14 protein-coding genes are annotated in these 16,158 nt (G+C 64.7%); 7 read left to right on the top strand and 7 right to left on the bottom strand.

Annotated elements, in window-relative coordinates:
• Together OKW43_RS01975 and OKW43_RS01970 are read right to left on the bottom strand one after the other, a co-directional pair.
• A complete protein-coding gene (locus OKW43_RS01975) occupies positions 1–639 on the bottom strand; it encodes a LysE family translocator (RefSeq protein ID WP_429444865.1) in 639 nt (212 codons plus the stop codon).
• 181 nt (positions 640–820) lie between these two features.
• A complete protein-coding gene (locus OKW43_RS01970) occupies positions 821–1,696 on the bottom strand; it encodes a LysR family transcriptional regulator (protein WP_429444863.1) in 876 nt (291 codons plus the stop codon).
• Between the two features lie 151 nt (positions 1,697–1,847).
• Between OKW43_RS01970 and OKW43_RS01965 the strand changes: the two genes are divergently transcribed.
• From OKW43_RS01965 to OKW43_RS01940, 6 genes are all read left to right on the top strand, one after another.
• Positions 1,848–2,282, top strand: a complete 435-nt coding sequence (locus OKW43_RS01965) for a VOC family protein (RefSeq protein ID WP_429447303.1) — start codon at positions 1,848–1,850, stop codon at positions 2,280–2,282.
• Between the two features lie 370 nt (positions 2,283–2,652).
• A complete protein-coding gene (locus OKW43_RS01960) occupies positions 2,653–5,901 on the top strand; it encodes an efflux RND transporter permease subunit (RefSeq protein ID WP_429444861.1) in 3,249 nt (1,082 codons plus the stop codon).
• Positions 5,902–5,924: 23 nt separating this feature from the next.
• Positions 5,925–7,148 (top strand): efflux RND transporter periplasmic adaptor subunit, encoded by a 1,224-nt coding sequence (locus tag OKW43_RS01955; protein WP_429444859.1) that lies wholly within the window; start codon positions 5,925–5,927, stop codon positions 7,146–7,148.
• A complete protein-coding gene (locus OKW43_RS01950; RefSeq protein WP_429444857.1) occupies positions 7,148–8,734 on the top strand; it encodes an efflux transporter outer membrane subunit in 1,587 nt (528 codons plus the stop codon). The genes OKW43_RS01955 and OKW43_RS01950 overlap by 1 nt, the downstream gene beginning before the upstream one ends.
• Before the next feature lie 90 nt (positions 8,735–8,824).
• Complete coding sequence (locus OKW43_RS01945) at positions 8,825–9,511, top strand: heavy metal response regulator transcription factor (protein ID WP_018424874.1); 687 nt, start codon at positions 8,825–8,827, stop codon at positions 9,509–9,511.
• Positions 9,508–10,992: a heavy metal sensor histidine kinase gene (locus tag OKW43_RS01940; protein ID WP_429444855.1), complete on the top strand. Its 1,485-nt coding sequence runs from the start codon at positions 9,508–9,510 to the stop codon at positions 10,990–10,992. Before OKW43_RS01945 ends, OKW43_RS01940 begins: the two co-directional genes overlap by 4 nt.
• On the opposite strand, the gene dinB is transcribed toward OKW43_RS01940, so the two are convergent.
• The 4 genes from dinB to OKW43_RS01920 all read right to left on the bottom strand — a co-directional run bounded on the left by dinB (position 10,959) and on the right by OKW43_RS01920 (position 14,171).
• The gene (gene dinB, locus OKW43_RS01935) at positions 10,959–12,125 is read right to left on the bottom strand and encodes a DNA polymerase IV (protein ID WP_429444853.1); all 1,167 of its coding nucleotides are present in this window, start codon (positions 12,123–12,125) and stop codon (positions 10,959–10,961) included. The genes OKW43_RS01940 and dinB overlap by 34 nt on opposite strands.
• Before the next feature lie 160 nt (positions 12,126–12,285).
• The gene (locus OKW43_RS01930; RefSeq protein WP_429444849.1) at positions 12,286–12,867 is read right to left on the bottom strand and encodes a YceI family protein; all 582 of its coding nucleotides are present in this window, start codon (positions 12,865–12,867) and stop codon (positions 12,286–12,288) included.
• Between the two features lie 48 nt (positions 12,868–12,915).
• On the bottom strand, positions 12,916–13,491 hold the full coding sequence (locus tag OKW43_RS01925; RefSeq protein ID WP_429444847.1) for a YceI family protein: 576 nt from the start codon (positions 13,489–13,491) through the stop codon (positions 12,916–12,918).
• Positions 13,492–13,607: 116 nt separating this feature from the next.
• A complete protein-coding gene (locus tag OKW43_RS01920; protein ID WP_429444845.1) occupies positions 13,608–14,171 on the bottom strand; it encodes a cytochrome b in 564 nt (187 codons plus the stop codon).
• Positions 14,172–14,476: 305 nt separating this feature from the next.
• Here OKW43_RS01920 and OKW43_RS01915 point away from each other — a divergent pair, with 305 nt between their 5' ends.
• A complete protein-coding gene (locus tag OKW43_RS01915; RefSeq protein WP_429444843.1) occupies positions 14,477–15,727 on the top strand; it encodes an arsenic transporter in 1,251 nt (416 codons plus the stop codon).
• On the opposite strand, the gene OKW43_RS01910 is transcribed toward OKW43_RS01915, so the two are convergent.
• Entirely contained in the window at positions 15,716–15,997 is a 282-nt protein-coding gene (locus OKW43_RS01910) for a hypothetical protein (protein ID WP_429444841.1), read from the bottom strand. The two genes, OKW43_RS01915 and OKW43_RS01910, sit on opposite strands and share 12 nt — an antisense overlap.
• Positions 15,998–16,158: the final 161 nt, after the last annotated feature.

Raw genomic sequence — 16,158 nt, 5'->3', positions numbered from 1 at the left:
TCAACGCGTCGACGTCAACAATTTGATCCCCGCAATGCCGAACATCACCGCGAGCGAGCCATCGAGCCAGCGCCGGATCGCCGTATAGATGCGCCGCGCGGACGCCGTCGAAAACAGCATCGCGTAGCTGCTGAACACCGTCGCGCCGATCACCATGCAGCCAAGCACGACCGGCATCACGTGCGCGGCGCCGTGTACCGGCGACATCGCGAGCGACACGATCGACAGCCAGACGAGTACCGCTTTCGGATTCGTCAGATGCAGCAAAAGACCACGCAGATAGAGCCGCCCGAGCGGTTCGTCGATGCGCGCCGCGCTCGCGGCCGGCTTGTCGGCGCTCAACGCCGAGCGCGCGGACTTGAAGCCGAGCCACAGCAGATACAGCCCGCCCGCGATCCGGATCGCGACGAGGCATTGCGAGTAAGTGGCCAGCACCGCCGACAACCCAAGCGACGCTAGCAGCGCCCACGAGAACGAGCCCGACACCACGCCGAGCGCGAACACCAGCGCCGCACGCCGGCCCGCGCTCATCGCTAGCGACATGATCGCGAGATTGCTCGGCCCAGGGCTCGCGGTGCCGACGAGATAGGCGCTGTAGGCGATCAGGACATCGGCGGTGAGCACAGGGCTGGCGATCATGGCGGGCACAAGTCGGGACGGGGCTCGTGTTTGGCGACGCAATGCAACGCGACGCGCCACACAGCCGGTTGAATGAAACGACGATTCTGCGCGCCGTCGCGCGCGGCTCACAGATACAGTTGCGCGTTCGGCTGGCAGCACACTCGAATCGAACTCGCGTCGAACGCGCCGCGACGAGCGCTCAACCATCCGCCGCGCCTGCAATGCACTCCGCCAACGCATCGGCGACCACTGGCCGGCTATGGCGCGGCCGCAGCACGAGCCCGATCTCACGCTCGAAGGTCGCATCGCCGAGTTCGAGTGCCACGACGCTCGCCGGCCATTTGGCGAGCCCGGCCGTGTCGGGAATCAGCGCGACACCCATGCCGCGCGCGACCAGTTGCACGATCGCCTGCAACTCGTCGAGCTCGACTGCGTCGCGCACGCCAACGCGCGCGCGACGCAGAAAACGGTCGACGAGCCGTCCGCCGAACGACGCCCGGTCGTAGCGGATGAACGGCTCGCTGCGCAGCAGTTCGCGCCACGAGCGGCCGCCGCGCGCGAGCTTTTTCGGCGCGAGCAGCACGAACGGTTCGGCGACCAGCGTGCGCCATTCGAGCTCCGACGGCAGCGCGAACGGCGGCTTGATGATGACGGCCAGATCGAGTTCGCCCGAGTCGACCTGGCCGAGCAGTCCCAGCGACACGCCCGGCACCACGCGAATCCGCCAGCCGGGACGCTCGTTGCGAAAGCGCGCGAGCGCGTCGGCGAGCAGCGACACCTGCGCGGACGCGATCGCGCCGACCCGCAGCATGCCGCTTTCGGCGGCGCCGCCGCTGCGCTCGGAGAGCCGCGCGTACAGCGTCATCATTTCCTCCGCGAGCGCGAGCGTTTCGCGGCCCGCCGCATTGAGCGTCGCCGAGCGGCCGGTGCGGTCGAACAGCTGGAAGCCGAGTTCCGCCTCGAGCCGCTGCATCTGCGCGCTGACGGCCGATTGTGTGAGCCCGATGCGTGCGCCCGCCCCGGAAAACGTGCCGTACTGGCTGACCGCGATGAAGGTTTTCAACTCGTTGAGCATGATCGATCAATCGATTTTGGTGATGGTCAGATCAAATATATATCGTTTCTCAGCATTTTTATTCATGGTTAAACTGACTCTCGCATCGGCCGGTTCGTCGGTCGCGATCGCCGGTCACATCAACCCACACCACCCAGCGAGTCTTCCCATCATGAGCGTTGCCGAAACCGCTTTGCCGCCGTTCCACCTGGCGTTTCCTGTTCATAGCCTCGCCGCGGCGCGCCAGTTTTACGGCGAATTACTAGGCTGTCCGGAAGGGCGCAGTTCGGACGCGTGGGTCGATTTCAATTTCTACGGTCATCAGATCGTCGCGCATCTGGCGCCGGACGAAGTCGGTCATCGTCATACCAGCGCGGTCGACGGCGACGCGGTGCCGGTGCGCCACTTCGGCGCGGTGCTGTCAATGGAGCAATGGCAGGCCGCCGCGGACAAACTGCGGAAGGCCGGCATCGAATTCATCATCGAGCCGCACGTGCGCTTCAAGGGCGAAGTCGGCGAGCAGGCGACGATGTTCTTTCTCGATCCGTCGGGCAATGCGCTGGAGTTCAAGGCGTTCGCCGATATGTCGTCGCTGTTCGCCAGGTAAGCGTCGCGGGCGTTGATACTAACGGGCGGATAGTTGCGAATGAAAAGGCCGGTCGACCCTCGAGGTCAACCGGCCTTTGTACCTTGGAGCGCACGGCCGTGTGGAGCAAAATGGCGTATCGCGAAAGCCGTGCCCGCGTATCAGCAAACGTTCCATTAACTGCGCGTATATTTAATCAACAAACGTTTGCCCGGTGCTAATTCGACGCAAGTCCGGCGATTGTCGTTAGCCTTCGAAAATCGCGCATCGGCTTTCAACAAGCTTCCTGACAATTTAGCCATTTTCGCGCCATGCAGGCGTTGGTGGGACCGATCTAGCATAAGCTCAGATTCAATCCTTTCTCCACCCGCATTTTCTCTGGCCCGTTTCAATGTGGATCGTCAACGTAGCGCTTAAGCGGCCATACACGTTCATCGTGATGGCGATTCTGATCGTGCTGGCGACGCCCTTCGTGCTGTTCACCACGCCCGTCGACGTGCTGCCGGAAATCAACATTCCGGTCGTCAGCATCATCTGGACGTACACCGGGCTGTCGGCCGAGGACATGGCCAACCGCATCACGTCGGTCAACGAGCGCAGTCTGACCACGACGGTCAACGACATCGAACATATCGAATCGCAGTCGCTCGCCGGCATCGCGATCCTGAAGGTGTTTCTGCAGCCGAACGCGAACCTCCAGACGGCGATCGCGCAGACGGTCGCCATCGAGCAGGCGCAGTTGAAGCAGATGCCGCCGGGCGCCACGGCGCCGCTGGTCATCAGCTACTCGGCCTCCAGTATTCCGGTGATCCAGCTCGGGCTGTCGAGTCCGAAACTGTCGGAGCAGGATCTCAACGACGCGGCGCTGAATTTCCTGCGTCCGCAACTGGTGACGATTCCGGGCGCGGCCGTGCCTTATCCGTATGGCGGCAAATCGCGGCTGATCTCGGTCGACCTCGACACGCGCGCGCTACTGGCCAAGGGCCTGACGCCCGCCGACGTGGTCAACGCGTTCAACGCGCAAAACCTGATTCTGCCCACCGGCACGGCCAAGATCGGCCCGAAGGAATACACGATCGACATGAACGGTTCGCCACCGACGTTGGAAGGCCTCAACGATATTCCGGTGCGCACCGTCAACGGCGCGACGACCTATCTGCGCGAAGTCGCGCATGTGCGCGACGGCTACTCGCCGCAGACCAACATCGTGCGGCAGAACGGCCATCGCGGCGTGCTGATGTCGGTGCTGAAAAACGGCAACGCATCGACGCTGGCGATCGTCGATACGTTGAAAGGCATCTTACCGGCCGCGCGCGCGGCGCTGCCGTCGGATCTGCAGATCACCGCGCTGTTCGACCAGTCGGTGTTCGTGAAGGCGGCGGTGCAGGGCGTGGTGCGCGAAGCGTTGGCGGCCGCCGCGCTGACCGCCGCGATGATCCTGCTGTTCCTCGGCAACTGGCGCAGCACCTGCATCATCGCGATCTCGATTCCGCTGTCCATTCTGACGTCGCTGATCGTGCTGCATGCGCTGGGACAGACCATCAACATCATGACGCTGGGCGGGCTCGCGCTCGCGGTCGGCATATTGGTCGACGACGCGACCGTGACGATCGAGAACATCGAGCGGCACTTGCACATGGGCACGAATCTGCACGATGCGATTCTCGACGGCGCCGGCGAAATCGCGGTGCCGGCGCTCGTGTCGACGCTGTGTATCTGTATCGTGTTCGTGCCGATGTTCTTCCTGACCGGCGTCGCGCGCTATCTGTTCGTGCCGCTCGCGGAAGCGGTGGTGTTCGCGATGCTCGCGTCGTACATTCTGTCGCGCACGCTGGTGCCGACACTCGCGATGCTGCTGATGGGCCACGCGCACAAGCCGAAGGCGGGCACGAAGCCGAATCTGCTCATGCGTCTGTATCACCGCTTCGACGCTGGCTTCGAGCGCATGCGCGCGGCCTACATCATGATCCTGAGCAGCCTGCTCGTGCGTCGCAAGATGTTCGGCGCACTGTTCCTCGGTTTCTGCGTGCTGTCGATGGGCCTGTTCTTCACGCTCGGCGAAGACTTTTTCCCGAGCGTCGACGCGGGCGATATCCGCTTGCACATGCGCGCGCCGACCGGCACGCGTATCGAGGAAACCGCGCGGCTCGCCGACGAGGTCGAAAAGGTGATCCGCGAAGTCGTGCCGCCGAGAGAACTGGGCACGATACTCGACAACCTCGGCGTGCCGTATAGCGGTATCAATCTGTCGTATAGCAACGCGGGCACGATGGGCACGCTCGACGGCGAGATCCAGATTGCGTTGAACGAAGGCCACAAGCCGTCGCAGATATACATGGACAAGCTGCGCGCGCTCCTGCCGCAGCGTTTCCCGGGCGTCGAGTTTTTCTTCCAGCCGGCCGACATCGTCACGCAGATCCTGAACTTCGGCCTGCCCGCCGCGGTGGACGTGCAGATTACCGGCGCCAATCAGCAGGGCAACCTCGACGTCGCGCGCAAGCTGCTGAAGCAGGTGAGGCTGATTCCCGGCACCGTCGACACGCATATCCAGCAGAAGCTGGATGAACCGGTGATCGATCTGCACATGGACCGTACGCGCCTGCAACAACTGAACCTGACCGCGAACGATGTCGCGCAGAACGTGCTCGTCTCGCTATCGGGCAGCTCGCAGACGTCGCCTGGCTTCTGGATCAACAACAGGAACGGCGTGGAATACAGGGTGGCTGTGCAGACGCCGCAGTACCGGGTCTCCTCGATCGACGAACTGTTGCGCACTCCGGTGTCGGCCACGATGAACGGCCCGACGCAACTGCTCGGCAACCTCGTGCAGGTCTCGCCGCGCAGCCAGTTCGCGGAAGTCACGCACTACAACATCCGTCCGGTGATCGATCTTTATGTAAGCGTCGAAAAGCGCGATCTCGGCAGCGTCGCGAATCAGGTCGACAGGATCGTCAACGAGGTGCGCGGCTCGCTGCCGCGGGGCAGCTCGATCACGGTACGCGGTCAGGTACAGACGATGCGCACTTCCTTCTTCGGACTCGGCATCGGTGTCGCGATGGCGATCGTGCTCGTCTATCTGCTGATCGTCGTCAACTTCCAGTCGTGGATCGATCCGCTGATCATCGTCAGCGCGTTGCCGGCGGCGCTCGCGGGCATCATGTGGATGCTGTTCCTGACCGGCACCCACCTGAGCGTGCCGGCGCTGACCGGCGCGATCATGACGATGGGCGTCGCGACCGCGAACAGTATTCTGATGGTGTCGTTCGCGCGCCAGCGGCTGTCGGCCGGCGCACCGCCGCTCACGGCCGCGCTCGAAGCGGGCGCGAGCCGGATCCGTCCGGTGCTGATGACCGCGTTCGCGATGATCATCGGCATGATTCCGATGGCGCTCGGTATCGGTGAAGGCGCCGAGCAGAATGCGCCGCTCGGCCGCGCGGTGATCGGCGGGTTGCTGTTCGCGACCGTATCGACGCTGTTTTTCGTGCCGCTCGTGTTCGCGGGGATTCACTCGTGGCTCGCGCGCCGTCATAAGCACGGCGGCGACAACGGCGGCGGCGACGGCGGTGAGGATGGCGGTGGAAGCGGCGGCCATAGCGGCAGCCCGGCGCCGGAACACAGCAGTGCGGCGACGCCCGCGTAAAAGTTAAACGATGGTTGACTGAGATGACCGAAAAAACTCATGCATCGCTAGCGATCCCCACGCGTGAAACCGAACAGGGAGAGCACCTGCTGCCGCCGCGCCATCGCGAATGGAAGCGCGCGAAGTTCGTGGTCGTGATCGTGTTCGTGCTGCTCGTGGTGGGCGCGCTGCGCACCGTGATCGCGAACGTGTTGCAAAATCGTGAAGTCGCGGCGATCGCGCAGCAGAACGCCACGCAGTACGTGAACGTCGTCACGCCGACGCAAACAGACGGCGGCGACGACACGCTGCTGCCGGGCACGTTGCGCGGCTATGTCGAGTCGCCGATCTATGCGCGCGCGACCGGCTATCTGCTGCACTGGCACGCCGATATCGGCACGCATGTGAAGCAGGGGCAACTGCTCGCCGAGCTCGACACGCCGGAAATCGATCAGGAACTCGCGCAGGCTCTCGCCCAGCGTCAGCAGATCAATTCGAGCCTTGCGCTCGCGAAGAGCTCGCTGGAGCGCTGGCAGCAGTTGCGCCAGCGCGATGCGGTGTCGCAGCAGGAGCTCGACGAACGGCAAAGCACCTACACCCAGGACCTCGCGAATCTCGCGGCCGCCGATGCGAACGTCAGGCGGCTGCAGCAGCTCGAATCGTTCAAACGGATCGTCGCGCCGTTTACCGGCGTGGTCACGCAGCGCAACGTCGACGTCGGTGATCTGATCGACGCGGGCAGCGGCACGAGCCGGGCCCTGTTCGCGCTCGCGCAGTCGGACCCGTTGCGCGTCTACGTGCAGTTGCCGCAGGCGTACGCGCAGAACGTCAAGGTCGGGCAGAAGGTCGTCGTTACGCAGGCCGAACTGCCGGGCCAGCAGTTCAACGGCACGATCACGCACATGTCGGGCGCGATCGACGTGCCCACGCGTTCGTTGCAGATCGAGGTGACGCTGCCGAATCCGGACGACAAGCTGCGCCCGGGCGCCTATGTACAGGTCGCGGTGCCGGCCACCGCGCATGCGCGCCTCATGGTGCCCGGCAACGCGCTGCTGTTTCGCGCGGAAGGGCCGCGACTCGCGGTCGTCGATGCGAAAGGCAACGTCAGCTTGCACAAGGTCGTGATCGCGGTGGACCTCGGACAGCAGCTCGAAATCGAAAGCGGTATCACGCCGACCGATCGCATCATCATCAATCCGAGCGACTCGATCGCCGATGGCGATCACGTGCAGGTGCAGCCGCAGAAGAACGGCAAGGGGGCGTCGTGATGTTCGCGGCTTCACGCCGGGCGCGCACGCGCGGCTCCGCGTTCACCGCGCTGAGCGCTGTCGCCGGCGCGGCGTTGCTCGCCGCGTGCACGGTCGGCCCGGACTATCAGCGGCCGCAGGCCGAGGTGCCGTCCGAATGGCACACCGATTCGTTCTGGCGCGTCGCGGCGCCGTCGCATGCGCCGCTCGCGCCGGACTGGTGGACGGGCTTCGCCGACCCGACACTCGCGACGCTCGAAACCCAGGCGCTCGCGCAGAACCAGACGCTCGCCGTGGCGAGCGCGCACTACGAGCAGGCCAAGGCGACGCTCGCGAATGTCAGCGCGCAGCGCGTGCCGGAAGTCAATTTCTCCGCACAGGCCTCGCGCTTTCGCATTTCGCACGACCGGCCGCTGACGAACTACGCGACGCCGACCGAATCGACGGTGCAGAACAACATTCAGCTCGGGCCGACGATCAGCTACGACACCGATCTGTTCGGGCGCATCCGTCGTCAGGTCGAGGGCGCGCAGGCGTCGGCCGAACAGTCGGCGGACGATCTCGCGAACGCGCGCCTCGTGCTGACGACCGACCTCGCCACCGACTACTTCTCGCTGCGTGAGTTCGACAACGAGATCGACGTGCTGAACCAGTCGGTCAAGCTGCAGCAGAAAGCGCTCGACTACGTGAACACCGAGCACGATCTGGGTTCGGTATCGGGCCTCGACGTGCTGCAGCAGAAATCTCAGCTCGATTCGACGCGCGTGCAGGCCCAGCTGCTGCTGAATCAGCGCGCGCAATACGAGCATGCAATCGCCGCGCTGGTCGGCGTGCCGGCCCCGCAGTTCGCGATCGAGCCCAAGGTGCTGGACATCAAGGCACCGACGGTGCCGCTCGGCGTGCCGAGCGACGTGCTGCAACGGCGGCCCGACGTCGCATCGGCGGAACGCGCGATGGCGGCCGCGAACGCGCAGATCGGCGTGGCCAAGGCCGCGTTCTTCCCGAGTCTCACGCTGACGCCGGGCATCGGCTGGGAGAGCACCGAGTTCGCCAATCTGCTGAGCGCGCCGACGCTGATGTGGACGCTCGGCGCGACGGTCGGTCAGGTGATCTTCGACGGCGGGCGGCGCGCGGCCAACGTCAAGTACGCGAGCGAGGGCTATCAGGCGACCGAGGCGAATTATCGGCAGACCGTGCTGAGCGCGTTCCAGCAGGTGCAGGACGGCATCACCGGACTGTCGGTGCTCGACGGCGCGGCGAAGCAGTCGCGCGAGGCGGTCGAGGATGCGCGGCGGCTGCTGTCGCTCGCGAACGATCGCTATTCGGGTGGGCTCGTTGCGTATCTGAACGTGATCGACGCGCAGGAGTCGCTGCTGACCAGCGAGCGCACGGATGTGCAGATTCGCGGCCAGCAGTTGACGCTGTCGGTGGCGCTCGTGAAGGCGCTCGGCGGCGGCTGGGATGGCGGCGCGCAAGCCGGCGCGCTGGCCGCGAACGAGGCTAACGCGACAAACGCGGCAGCAAACGTTGCGAGCGCCACCGCGACGCCGCAGCAAGCGCCAGCACGCGGCGCGCAGCACGGAGACGCGCCGGCTCCTGCACGCTGAATCGCCCCGCCGAGCTTCCATGCCGATGCAGTGGGATCGGGAGACGAGTCAAGAGCGGTTCGTATAATGCAAAGTTGACAGAGGATGCGGATGAAATTGCTGATCGTTGAAGACGAGCACAAGGTGGTGGACTACCTGCGCTCCGGTCTGACAGAGCAGGGATGGGTCGTCGACGTCGCGCTCGACGGCGAGGAAGGCATGCATCTGGCCACCGAATTCGATTACGACGTGATCGTCCTCGACGTGATGCTGCCTAAGCGCGACGGCTTCAGCGTGCTGAAGGCGCTGCGCATGCGCAAGTCGACGCCGGTCATCATGCTGACCGCGCGCGATCACGTGAACGATCGCGTGCGCGGCCTGCGCGAAGGCGCCGACGACTACCTGACCAAACCCTTCTCGTTCCTCGAACTCGTCGAGCGTCTGCATGCGCTCGCGCGCCGCACGCGTTCGCAGGAGTCCACGCTGATTTCCGTCGGCGACCTGTTCGTTGATCTGATCGGCCGCCGCGCGACGCGCGACGGCGTGCGCCTCGACCTGACCGCGAAAGAGTTTCAACTGCTCAGCGTGCTCGCGCGCCGTCAGGGCGACATTCTGTCGAAGACCGCGATCACCGAACTCGTGTGGGACGTCAATTTCGACAGCCACACGAACGTCGTCGAAACCGCGATCAAGCGGCTGCGCGCGAAGCTCGACGGCCCGTTCCCGTCGAAGCTGCTGCACACGGTGCGCGGCATGGGCTACGTGCTCGAAGTGCGCGAAGAGGCCGAGACATCATGAACCGTTCGATTGCCCGCCGTCTTGCGTCGATGTTCGCGCTGGTCGCGCTGTTCGTGTTTACGCTCGTCGGCACGGGACTCTTTCTGGTGCTGCGCACCCAGCTCGAACATCATCTGCGCGAGTCGCTCGACGATCGCACGCAGATCGCGCGCATCATCGTCTATCACGCGGTGACACCCGAAAAATGGCGGACGTGCCGCGAAAAACTCACCGACATGACGCCGCACGACAGCAGCACCGTGTACTCGGTGACGAGCGCGGACCCGAGCTATCACTTCGGCACGCCGGTGCAGGGCACCGTCACGAAGAGCTGGTCGGGGGGCTATGCGCGCATCGCGCCGGCGGGCGGCGGCCCCGACATGCTGACCTCGACGGTGACCTTGCCCGCCAATGCCGCGCGGCCGCCGGTGCAGTTGCAGGTCGCGGCGAGCTATTCACCGAACCTGCGCACGATGCGCGTGTTCGGCTCGGCGCTCGCGGCGCTGTCCGCGCTCGGCAGCCTCGCGGTGCTGCTGCTCAGCTACTCGGTCACGCGCATCGGCCTCGCGCCGCTCACGCGTCTAACGCGCGACGCGTCGGCGGTCAGTCCGAACAACCGCTCGCAGCGGCTCAATACCGCGTCGCTGCCGCTCGAACTGAACGACCTCGCGAACTCGTTCAACGGCGCGCTCGAACGGCTCGACGGCGCCTACGGCCGGCTCGAATCGTTCAACGCGGACGTCGCGCATGAACTGCGCACGCCGGTCACGATCCTGATCGGCCAGACCGAGGTCGCGCTGACGCGCAACCGCTCGGTCGACGATCTGCGCCACACGCTGCAATCGAATCTCGAAGAATTCGAGCGGATGCGCACGATCATCAACGACATGCTGTTCCTCGCGCGCGCCGATCAGGGCGAACGCGCGACGGGGCTCATCGAGGTGTCGCTCGCGGCGGAAGTCGCGCATACGCTCGAGTTTCTGGAGATTCCACTCGAAGAAGCGCGCGTGCATGCGCGGTTGCACGGCGATGCGGTCGCGCGCGTGAATCGCTCGCTGTTCGGCCGCGCGTGCACGAACCTGCTGATGAACGCGATCCAGCATTGCGAACCCGGCGCGTCGATCAGCGTGACGATCGCGCGCGGGGAAGGACCGATGCGCGACCAGGTGCGCGTCGCCGTGGCGAATCCGGGCGAGCCGATCGCGCCGGACATCCTCGAACACCTGTTCGACCGTTTCTATCGCGCGGAAGTCTCGCGCACCAATAGCCGCGAAAACCACGGGCTCGGGCTCGCGATCGTGAAGGCGATCGCGGAGATGCATCGCGGCACCGTATCCGCGCACAGCGCGAACGGCGTCAACACGTTCTCGTTTTCGATGGCGGCATCGGTGATGTCCACGTCGGGCGACGTGCCGGCCACTCGCGCGAACGCCAATGCGACTGCGACCGGTGTCGCCGCCGATACCGCCTATTCGCCGCTCGCGAAAGGCAAGTCGACCTGAACCGGCAGGCGCGGCTTGAGCGCCTGTTCGCTCGCCGATGTCAGCGTGCTGATGCGCACGCCCAACAGCCGCAGCTTGCGGTCCAACTGCACGCGTCGCAAACATTCGGTCGCCGCGCGGCGGATTTCGGTCGCGTCGGCGGTCGGTTGGTCGAGCGTCAGGTCGCGCGTGACGGTGCGGAAATCGTCGTAGCGCAGCTTGATGCCGATCGTGCGGCCCACGTAGCCCTTGCGCACGAGATCGTCGGCGACGCGTACGCACAACCCCGTAAACGCGCTCGATAACGCCGGCCGATCGTGCCGCGGATGCAGATCGCGCTCGAACGTGGTCTCGCGGCTGATCGACTTCGGCTCCGATTCGACCACCACGGGCCGCTCGTCGTGACCCTGCGCGATCTCCATCAGCCAGTTGGAATAGCTGCGCCCGAAGTTGTCCTGCAACAACCCGGCGTCGGCGGCGGCCAGGTCTCCGACCGTCGCGAGGCCGAGCGTGGTCAGCTTCCCGGCGGCCTTCGGGCCGATGCCGTTGACCTTGCGCACCGGCAGCGGCCACACGCGCAGCGGTATGTCGGCGGACGTGAGGATCGTCAGGCCGTCGGGCTTGTCGAGCTCGGAACCGATCTTCGCGAGCAGCTTGTTCGGCGCGATGCAGATCGAGCACGTGAGCCCGGTGGCCTGACGAACAGCCTCCTTGATGCGCCGCCCGAGGTCGGCCGGTTCGCCCGGCTGATCGGTGAGGTCGATATAGATCTCGTCGATGCCGCGATCCTCGATGCGGTCCGTGAACGTCCTGACAGCCGCCTTGAAGAGGCGAGAGTAGTGGCGGTATGAATCGAAGTCGGTCGGCAGCAGGATCGCGTCGGGCGCGAGTGCGGCGGCCTTCATCATGCCCATCGCCGAAAACACGCCGAGCGCGCGCGCTTCGTAGGTCGACGTGGTGACGACACCGCGCCCCGCGTAATCGCGCAGCCTCGCGAAGCGCTTGCTGCCGTCTTCGAGCACCTCTGGCGCGCTGTTGCGGCCGCCTCCGATCACCACCGCGCGGCCGCGCAGCTCCGGATAGCGCAGCAGCTCGACGGACGCGTAAAACGCGTCCATATCGAGGTGCGCAATGCGGCGGGGCGGCGAATTCATGGGGGGCAGCGGGCGATGGCAATAAACGGGAGCTGTGAAGGCGCGCGTTGCGATGGCGCCAGCCCGTCATGGTACCTTGCCGCGCCCGCTGCCGGTCAGGGCCGCCGCGGCGGCCCGCGATCCAGTAGTTCGCCGCCCGGCCGTGCCGGGCGCGATGCGGTTACTGCTTGACGCCTTCGGCCTGGATATGCAGCGTGGTCTTCATGTTGAAGCCATACGCCTTGCCGAAATCGATGCCGAAATCGTCGCGGTTGAACGTCGCGACCGATTCGGTGCCGCACACTTCGCGCTTCAGCATCGGGTGCTGGATGCACTTGAACGATTCGATCTTCAGGTTGACCGGCTTCGTGACGCCGTGCAGCGTCAACGTGCCGATCACTTCGACCGGCTTGTCGCCGTCGAAGCGGATCTGCGTGCCCTTGTAGGTCGCGGTCGGGAACTTCGCGGTGTCGAAGAACTTGTCGCCGACCAGTTCCTCGTTGAGCTTGTCGTTGCCGATGCCGACCGAGCTCAGGTCGATCGTCGCCTCGACCGTGCCGGTCTTCGCTGCGCGATCGAGCACGACGGTGCCGCTGCTTTTCTGGAACTTGCCGCGCCAGATCGACAGGCCGCCGAAGTGGTCGGTCTCGAAGCTCGGCGACGTGTGCGTCGGATCGAGCAGGTAGGTTTCGGTGGCGGCCATCGCGTTGAACGATAAGGCAGCGGCGAGCGCGCCGGTGGCGAGTAGGAAGGATTGCTTCAAGTTGGACTCCAGAGGTCGAAGGGTAAAGCGGTGCTGCGGCGTGGTAGTTTATTTCTTCGCCGCGACCAGATGAAATTTGATGACGACTTCGTCGGCGACCACCGACGTGTCTTTCCATTCGCCAGTGCCGACGTCGAACTGCGTGCGCTTGATCGGCAGCGAGCCGTCGAAGGTTTGCGTGGTGCCCTGGCTCGCGATCACGACCGGCACGACGACCGTTTGCGATTTGCCCTTGATCGTCAGCTTGCCGGTCACTTTGTACTGGTTGCCGCCGGCCGGCGCGATCGAGCTCGACACGAAGGTCGCGCTCGGGAAGGCGCCGCTGTCGAACCATTCCTTGCCTTGCGCCTGCTTGTTGTAGTCGTCGGCGCCGAGGTCGTAGCTGGCGGTGTCGATCGACACGTTCGCGCTGCCCGCGGCCGGCTTCGTCGGATCGAAATTCAGTTGCGCGGAGAACTTCCTGAACTTGCCGTCGACGGGCACGTTCATTTGTTTGGTCGTCGCGATGACGCTGCTTTTCGCGAGGTCGACATCGGCGTGCGCGAGGTTCGCGCCGAACAGCGCAAGCGCCGTGAAAGACGCGAGCGTCGCGCGATTAGCGGAATGATAAAAGGGTGTCTTCATGATGGTACGCATGCTATCCGAGCTTCGCGGCCTGATTGCACACCGCGAGGAATTTGATTGCCAACAAGTCGTAGCCAATCGGTGACGGCTATGGCTTTCCTGAAGTTGTCATGTCGTTATGCCTCGGTCTTCAGAAACGGCACCATGCGCGCGAGCAATCCGTCGCGATCGACGAACTGATGCTTGAGCGCGGCGAGCACATGCATAATCACGAGCGCGAGCAGCGTGTAGTTGAGCAGTCCGTGCACCGTGCGCAGCGCGGCCTTCAGCGCCTGATCGGGACCGGTGATCGTCGGCAGCGGCACGATGCCCAGATACACGACCTGAATGCCGGCGGCCGAGCTGTAGAGGTAGCCGGACAGCGGAATCGCGAGCATCAGCAGATACAGCAGGCCGTGCACCAGATGCGCGGCGGCCTTCTGCCACGCGGGCGTCGCGGCATCGAGCGCGGGCGCGCGGTGTGTCGTGCGCCACAGCACGCGCAGCAGCGCGAGTGCGAACACGGTCACGCCGATCCATTTATGCCACGAGAAGTACTTGAGCTTCGTCGGCGTGAAGCCGGGGATATCGGTCATGATCCAGCCGATATAGAAGCCGCAGATCATCAGCGCGGCGATCAGCCAGTGCAGCGCGATCGAGCCGCCGTGGTAGCGCGTGGGACCGGAAGCGTGGGTTTGCATCGTGTTCTATCCGTTGCTCGCGAGAGAGGCCGCGTGAGAATGCGGATAGTAGGGATGCCAATTCAAACTGAATAGGCGGGTGCGCGGGAACAGATCGTTGTCGCGGTGACGCTAATCGTAACGAAAGACATGCGTGACGAATTGCATGCGCATTGAAAGATACGCGCATGACGGCACGCTCACCGCTCGCTCACCGCTACGTACCGGTCGCCGTAGTACCGGTGTGGTAACTTGTTGCCCCGAACAATAAGAGTGCCCGCGCTTTTGCGCAGCCACCGAGATAACCCGTTATCCAGGCTCAAGCCGTGAATTCCGTTTTTCTTTCCTGGAGTATTGCCGCGCTCGCCACTACCGGTGTGATCACGCGGCCGTTCAAATGGCCCGAAGCCGTGTGGGCCGTCGCCGGCGCGGTGCTGCTCGTCACGCTCGGCCTGTTGCCTTTGCATCTCGCGATCGAAGCGATCGGCAAGGGCACCGACGTTTATCTGTTTCTGTTCGGCATGATGCTGCTATCCGAAGTCGGCCGCCGCGAAGGGCTGTTCGACTGGGTCGCGGTGCTCGCGGTCAATCATGCGCGCAGTTCGCCGCGCAAGCTATTCCTACTCGTGTATCTGTTCGGCGTCGTGATCACCGCGTTTCTTTCCAACGACGCAACCGCCGTCGTACTGACGCCCGCCGTGTTCGCGGCAGCGAAGAAAGCGAAGACACCGCCGCTGCCGCTGCTGTTCGTCTGCGCGTTCGTCGCCAATGCGGCGAGCTTCGTGCTGCCGATTTCGAATCCGGCCAACATCGTGCTGTACGGTAATCACACGCCGCCGCTGGGACCCTGGATGTTGCGCTTCACGCTGCCGTCGGTGCTGTCGATCGCCGCGACCTTCGTGATGCTGCGCTGGACGCAACGCGAGGCGCTCGCGGGCGTCTGCGACGCGAATCTCGATGCGGTCGAGCTGCCGGCGAGCGGGCGCGTCGCGCTCGCGGGCATCGCGGTGACGGCCGGCGCGCTGCTGACAGTCTCCGCATACGACATCCAGCTCGGCCTGCCCACCGCGCTCCTCGGCACGCTGACCGCGCTCGTCGTGCTGATCAAGGAGCGCAGATCGCCGCTGCCGATGATCCGCGAAATTTCGTGGAACGTGTTGCCGCTCGTCGCCGGGCTGTTCGTGCTGGTCGAGATGCTCGATCACACCGGCGTGATCAATATGTTCGCGGGCGAACTGCGGCGTGCGACCGAACACAACGAAATGGCCGCGGCCGGGTGGGCCGGCGCGAGCATCGCGTTCCTCAGCAATCTGATCAACAACCTGCCGGCCGGCTTGATCGCGAGTTCGACCGTGATGCAGGCGCATAGCCCCGAGCGCGTGATCGACGCGCTGCTGATCGGCGTCGACCTCGGGCCAAACCTGTCGATCACCGGCTCACTCGCGACGATTCTGTGGCTCAACGCGATTCGCCGCGAAGGCGAAGACGTCAGCTTCATAAAATTCCTGAAGGTCGGCGCGCTGGTGATGGTGCCCGCGCTCGTGCTGGCGCTCGGGGCACGGATTCTAACTGGCTGAACGGGCGCCTGGCCCATATGTCATCCGCGCGGGCGTGCCGGAAGAGCCGACGCGCGTCGCGCCGGTGAGCGGGTCCAGTCGCGCGCCGACCGAGCGCAGCCTCGCTTCGAGCAGCGCGATGCGCTCGCGTTGCGCGGGCACCATCGACAAACGGTTCAGCGCATGCAGCCGACGATGCCAATACGACAGCGGAAAACGGTCGCGCGCTGAAAGTGCGTTGAAAACGACCTCGAGGTGGGCAATTTCCTTGTCGATATGTTGGTAACTCATTGCACAGTCCGGGAAAAGAAGGGTGGAAATGGGCGCGAGAACCTAAAAAACGGCAGCAAGCTTCGTTCCATCCCGCCTATATATAGTCAATATCAGCCTTGACGGTGCAAAGCGTTACATCGTGCGCGGGCGAGACGCGGTGCGCGATGGCAAGAAGCGGC

It is taken from the genome of Paraburkholderia sp. WC7.3g, assembly GCF_050436345.1.
GTDB lineage: Bacteria > Pseudomonadota > Gammaproteobacteria > Burkholderiales > Burkholderiaceae > Paraburkholderia > Paraburkholderia podalyriae.
The sequence above is the reverse complement of the archived record's forward strand: the minus strand, read 5'-3'. Positions and strand labels throughout refer to the sequence as shown.

Bases quoted from the DNA above. Each gene is read 5' to 3' on its own strand.
- OKW43_RS01975 (WP_429444865.1), bottom strand. From the start codon at position 639: ATGATCGCCAGCCCTGTGCTCACCGCCGATGTCCTGATCGCCTACAGC.
- OKW43_RS01970 (WP_429444863.1), bottom strand. From the start codon at position 1,696: ATGCTCAACGAGTTGAAAACCTTCATCGCGGTCAGCCAGTACGGCACG.
- OKW43_RS01965 (WP_429447303.1), top strand. From the start codon at position 1,848: ATGAGCGTTGCCGAAACCGCTTTGCCGCCGTTCCACCTGGCGTTTCCT.
- OKW43_RS01960 (WP_429444861.1), top strand. From the start codon at position 2,653: ATGTGGATCGTCAACGTAGCGCTTAAGCGGCCATACACGTTCATCGTG.
- OKW43_RS01955 (WP_429444859.1), top strand. From the start codon at position 5,925: ATGACCGAAAAAACTCATGCATCGCTAGCGATCCCCACGCGTGAAACC.
- OKW43_RS01950 (WP_429444857.1), top strand. From the start codon at position 7,148: ATGTTCGCGGCTTCACGCCGGGCGCGCACGCGCGGCTCCGCGTTCACC.
- OKW43_RS01945 (WP_018424874.1), top strand. From the start codon at position 8,825: ATGAAATTGCTGATCGTTGAAGACGAGCACAAGGTGGTGGACTACCTG.
- OKW43_RS01940 (WP_429444855.1), top strand. From the start codon at position 9,508: ATGAACCGTTCGATTGCCCGCCGTCTTGCGTCGATGTTCGCGCTGGTC.
- dinB (WP_429444853.1), bottom strand. From the start codon at position 12,125: ATGAATTCGCCGCCCCGCCGCATTGCGCACCTCGATATGGACGCGTTT.
- OKW43_RS01925 (WP_429444847.1), bottom strand. From the start codon at position 13,491: ATGAAGACACCCTTTTATCATTCCGCTAATCGCGCGACGCTCGCGTCT.
- OKW43_RS01920 (WP_429444845.1), bottom strand. From the start codon at position 14,171: ATGCAAACCCACGCTTCCGGTCCCACGCGCTACCACGGCGGCTCGATC.
- OKW43_RS01910 (WP_429444841.1), bottom strand. From the start codon at position 15,997: ATGAGTTACCAACATATCGACAAGGAAATTGCCCACCTCGAGGTCGTT.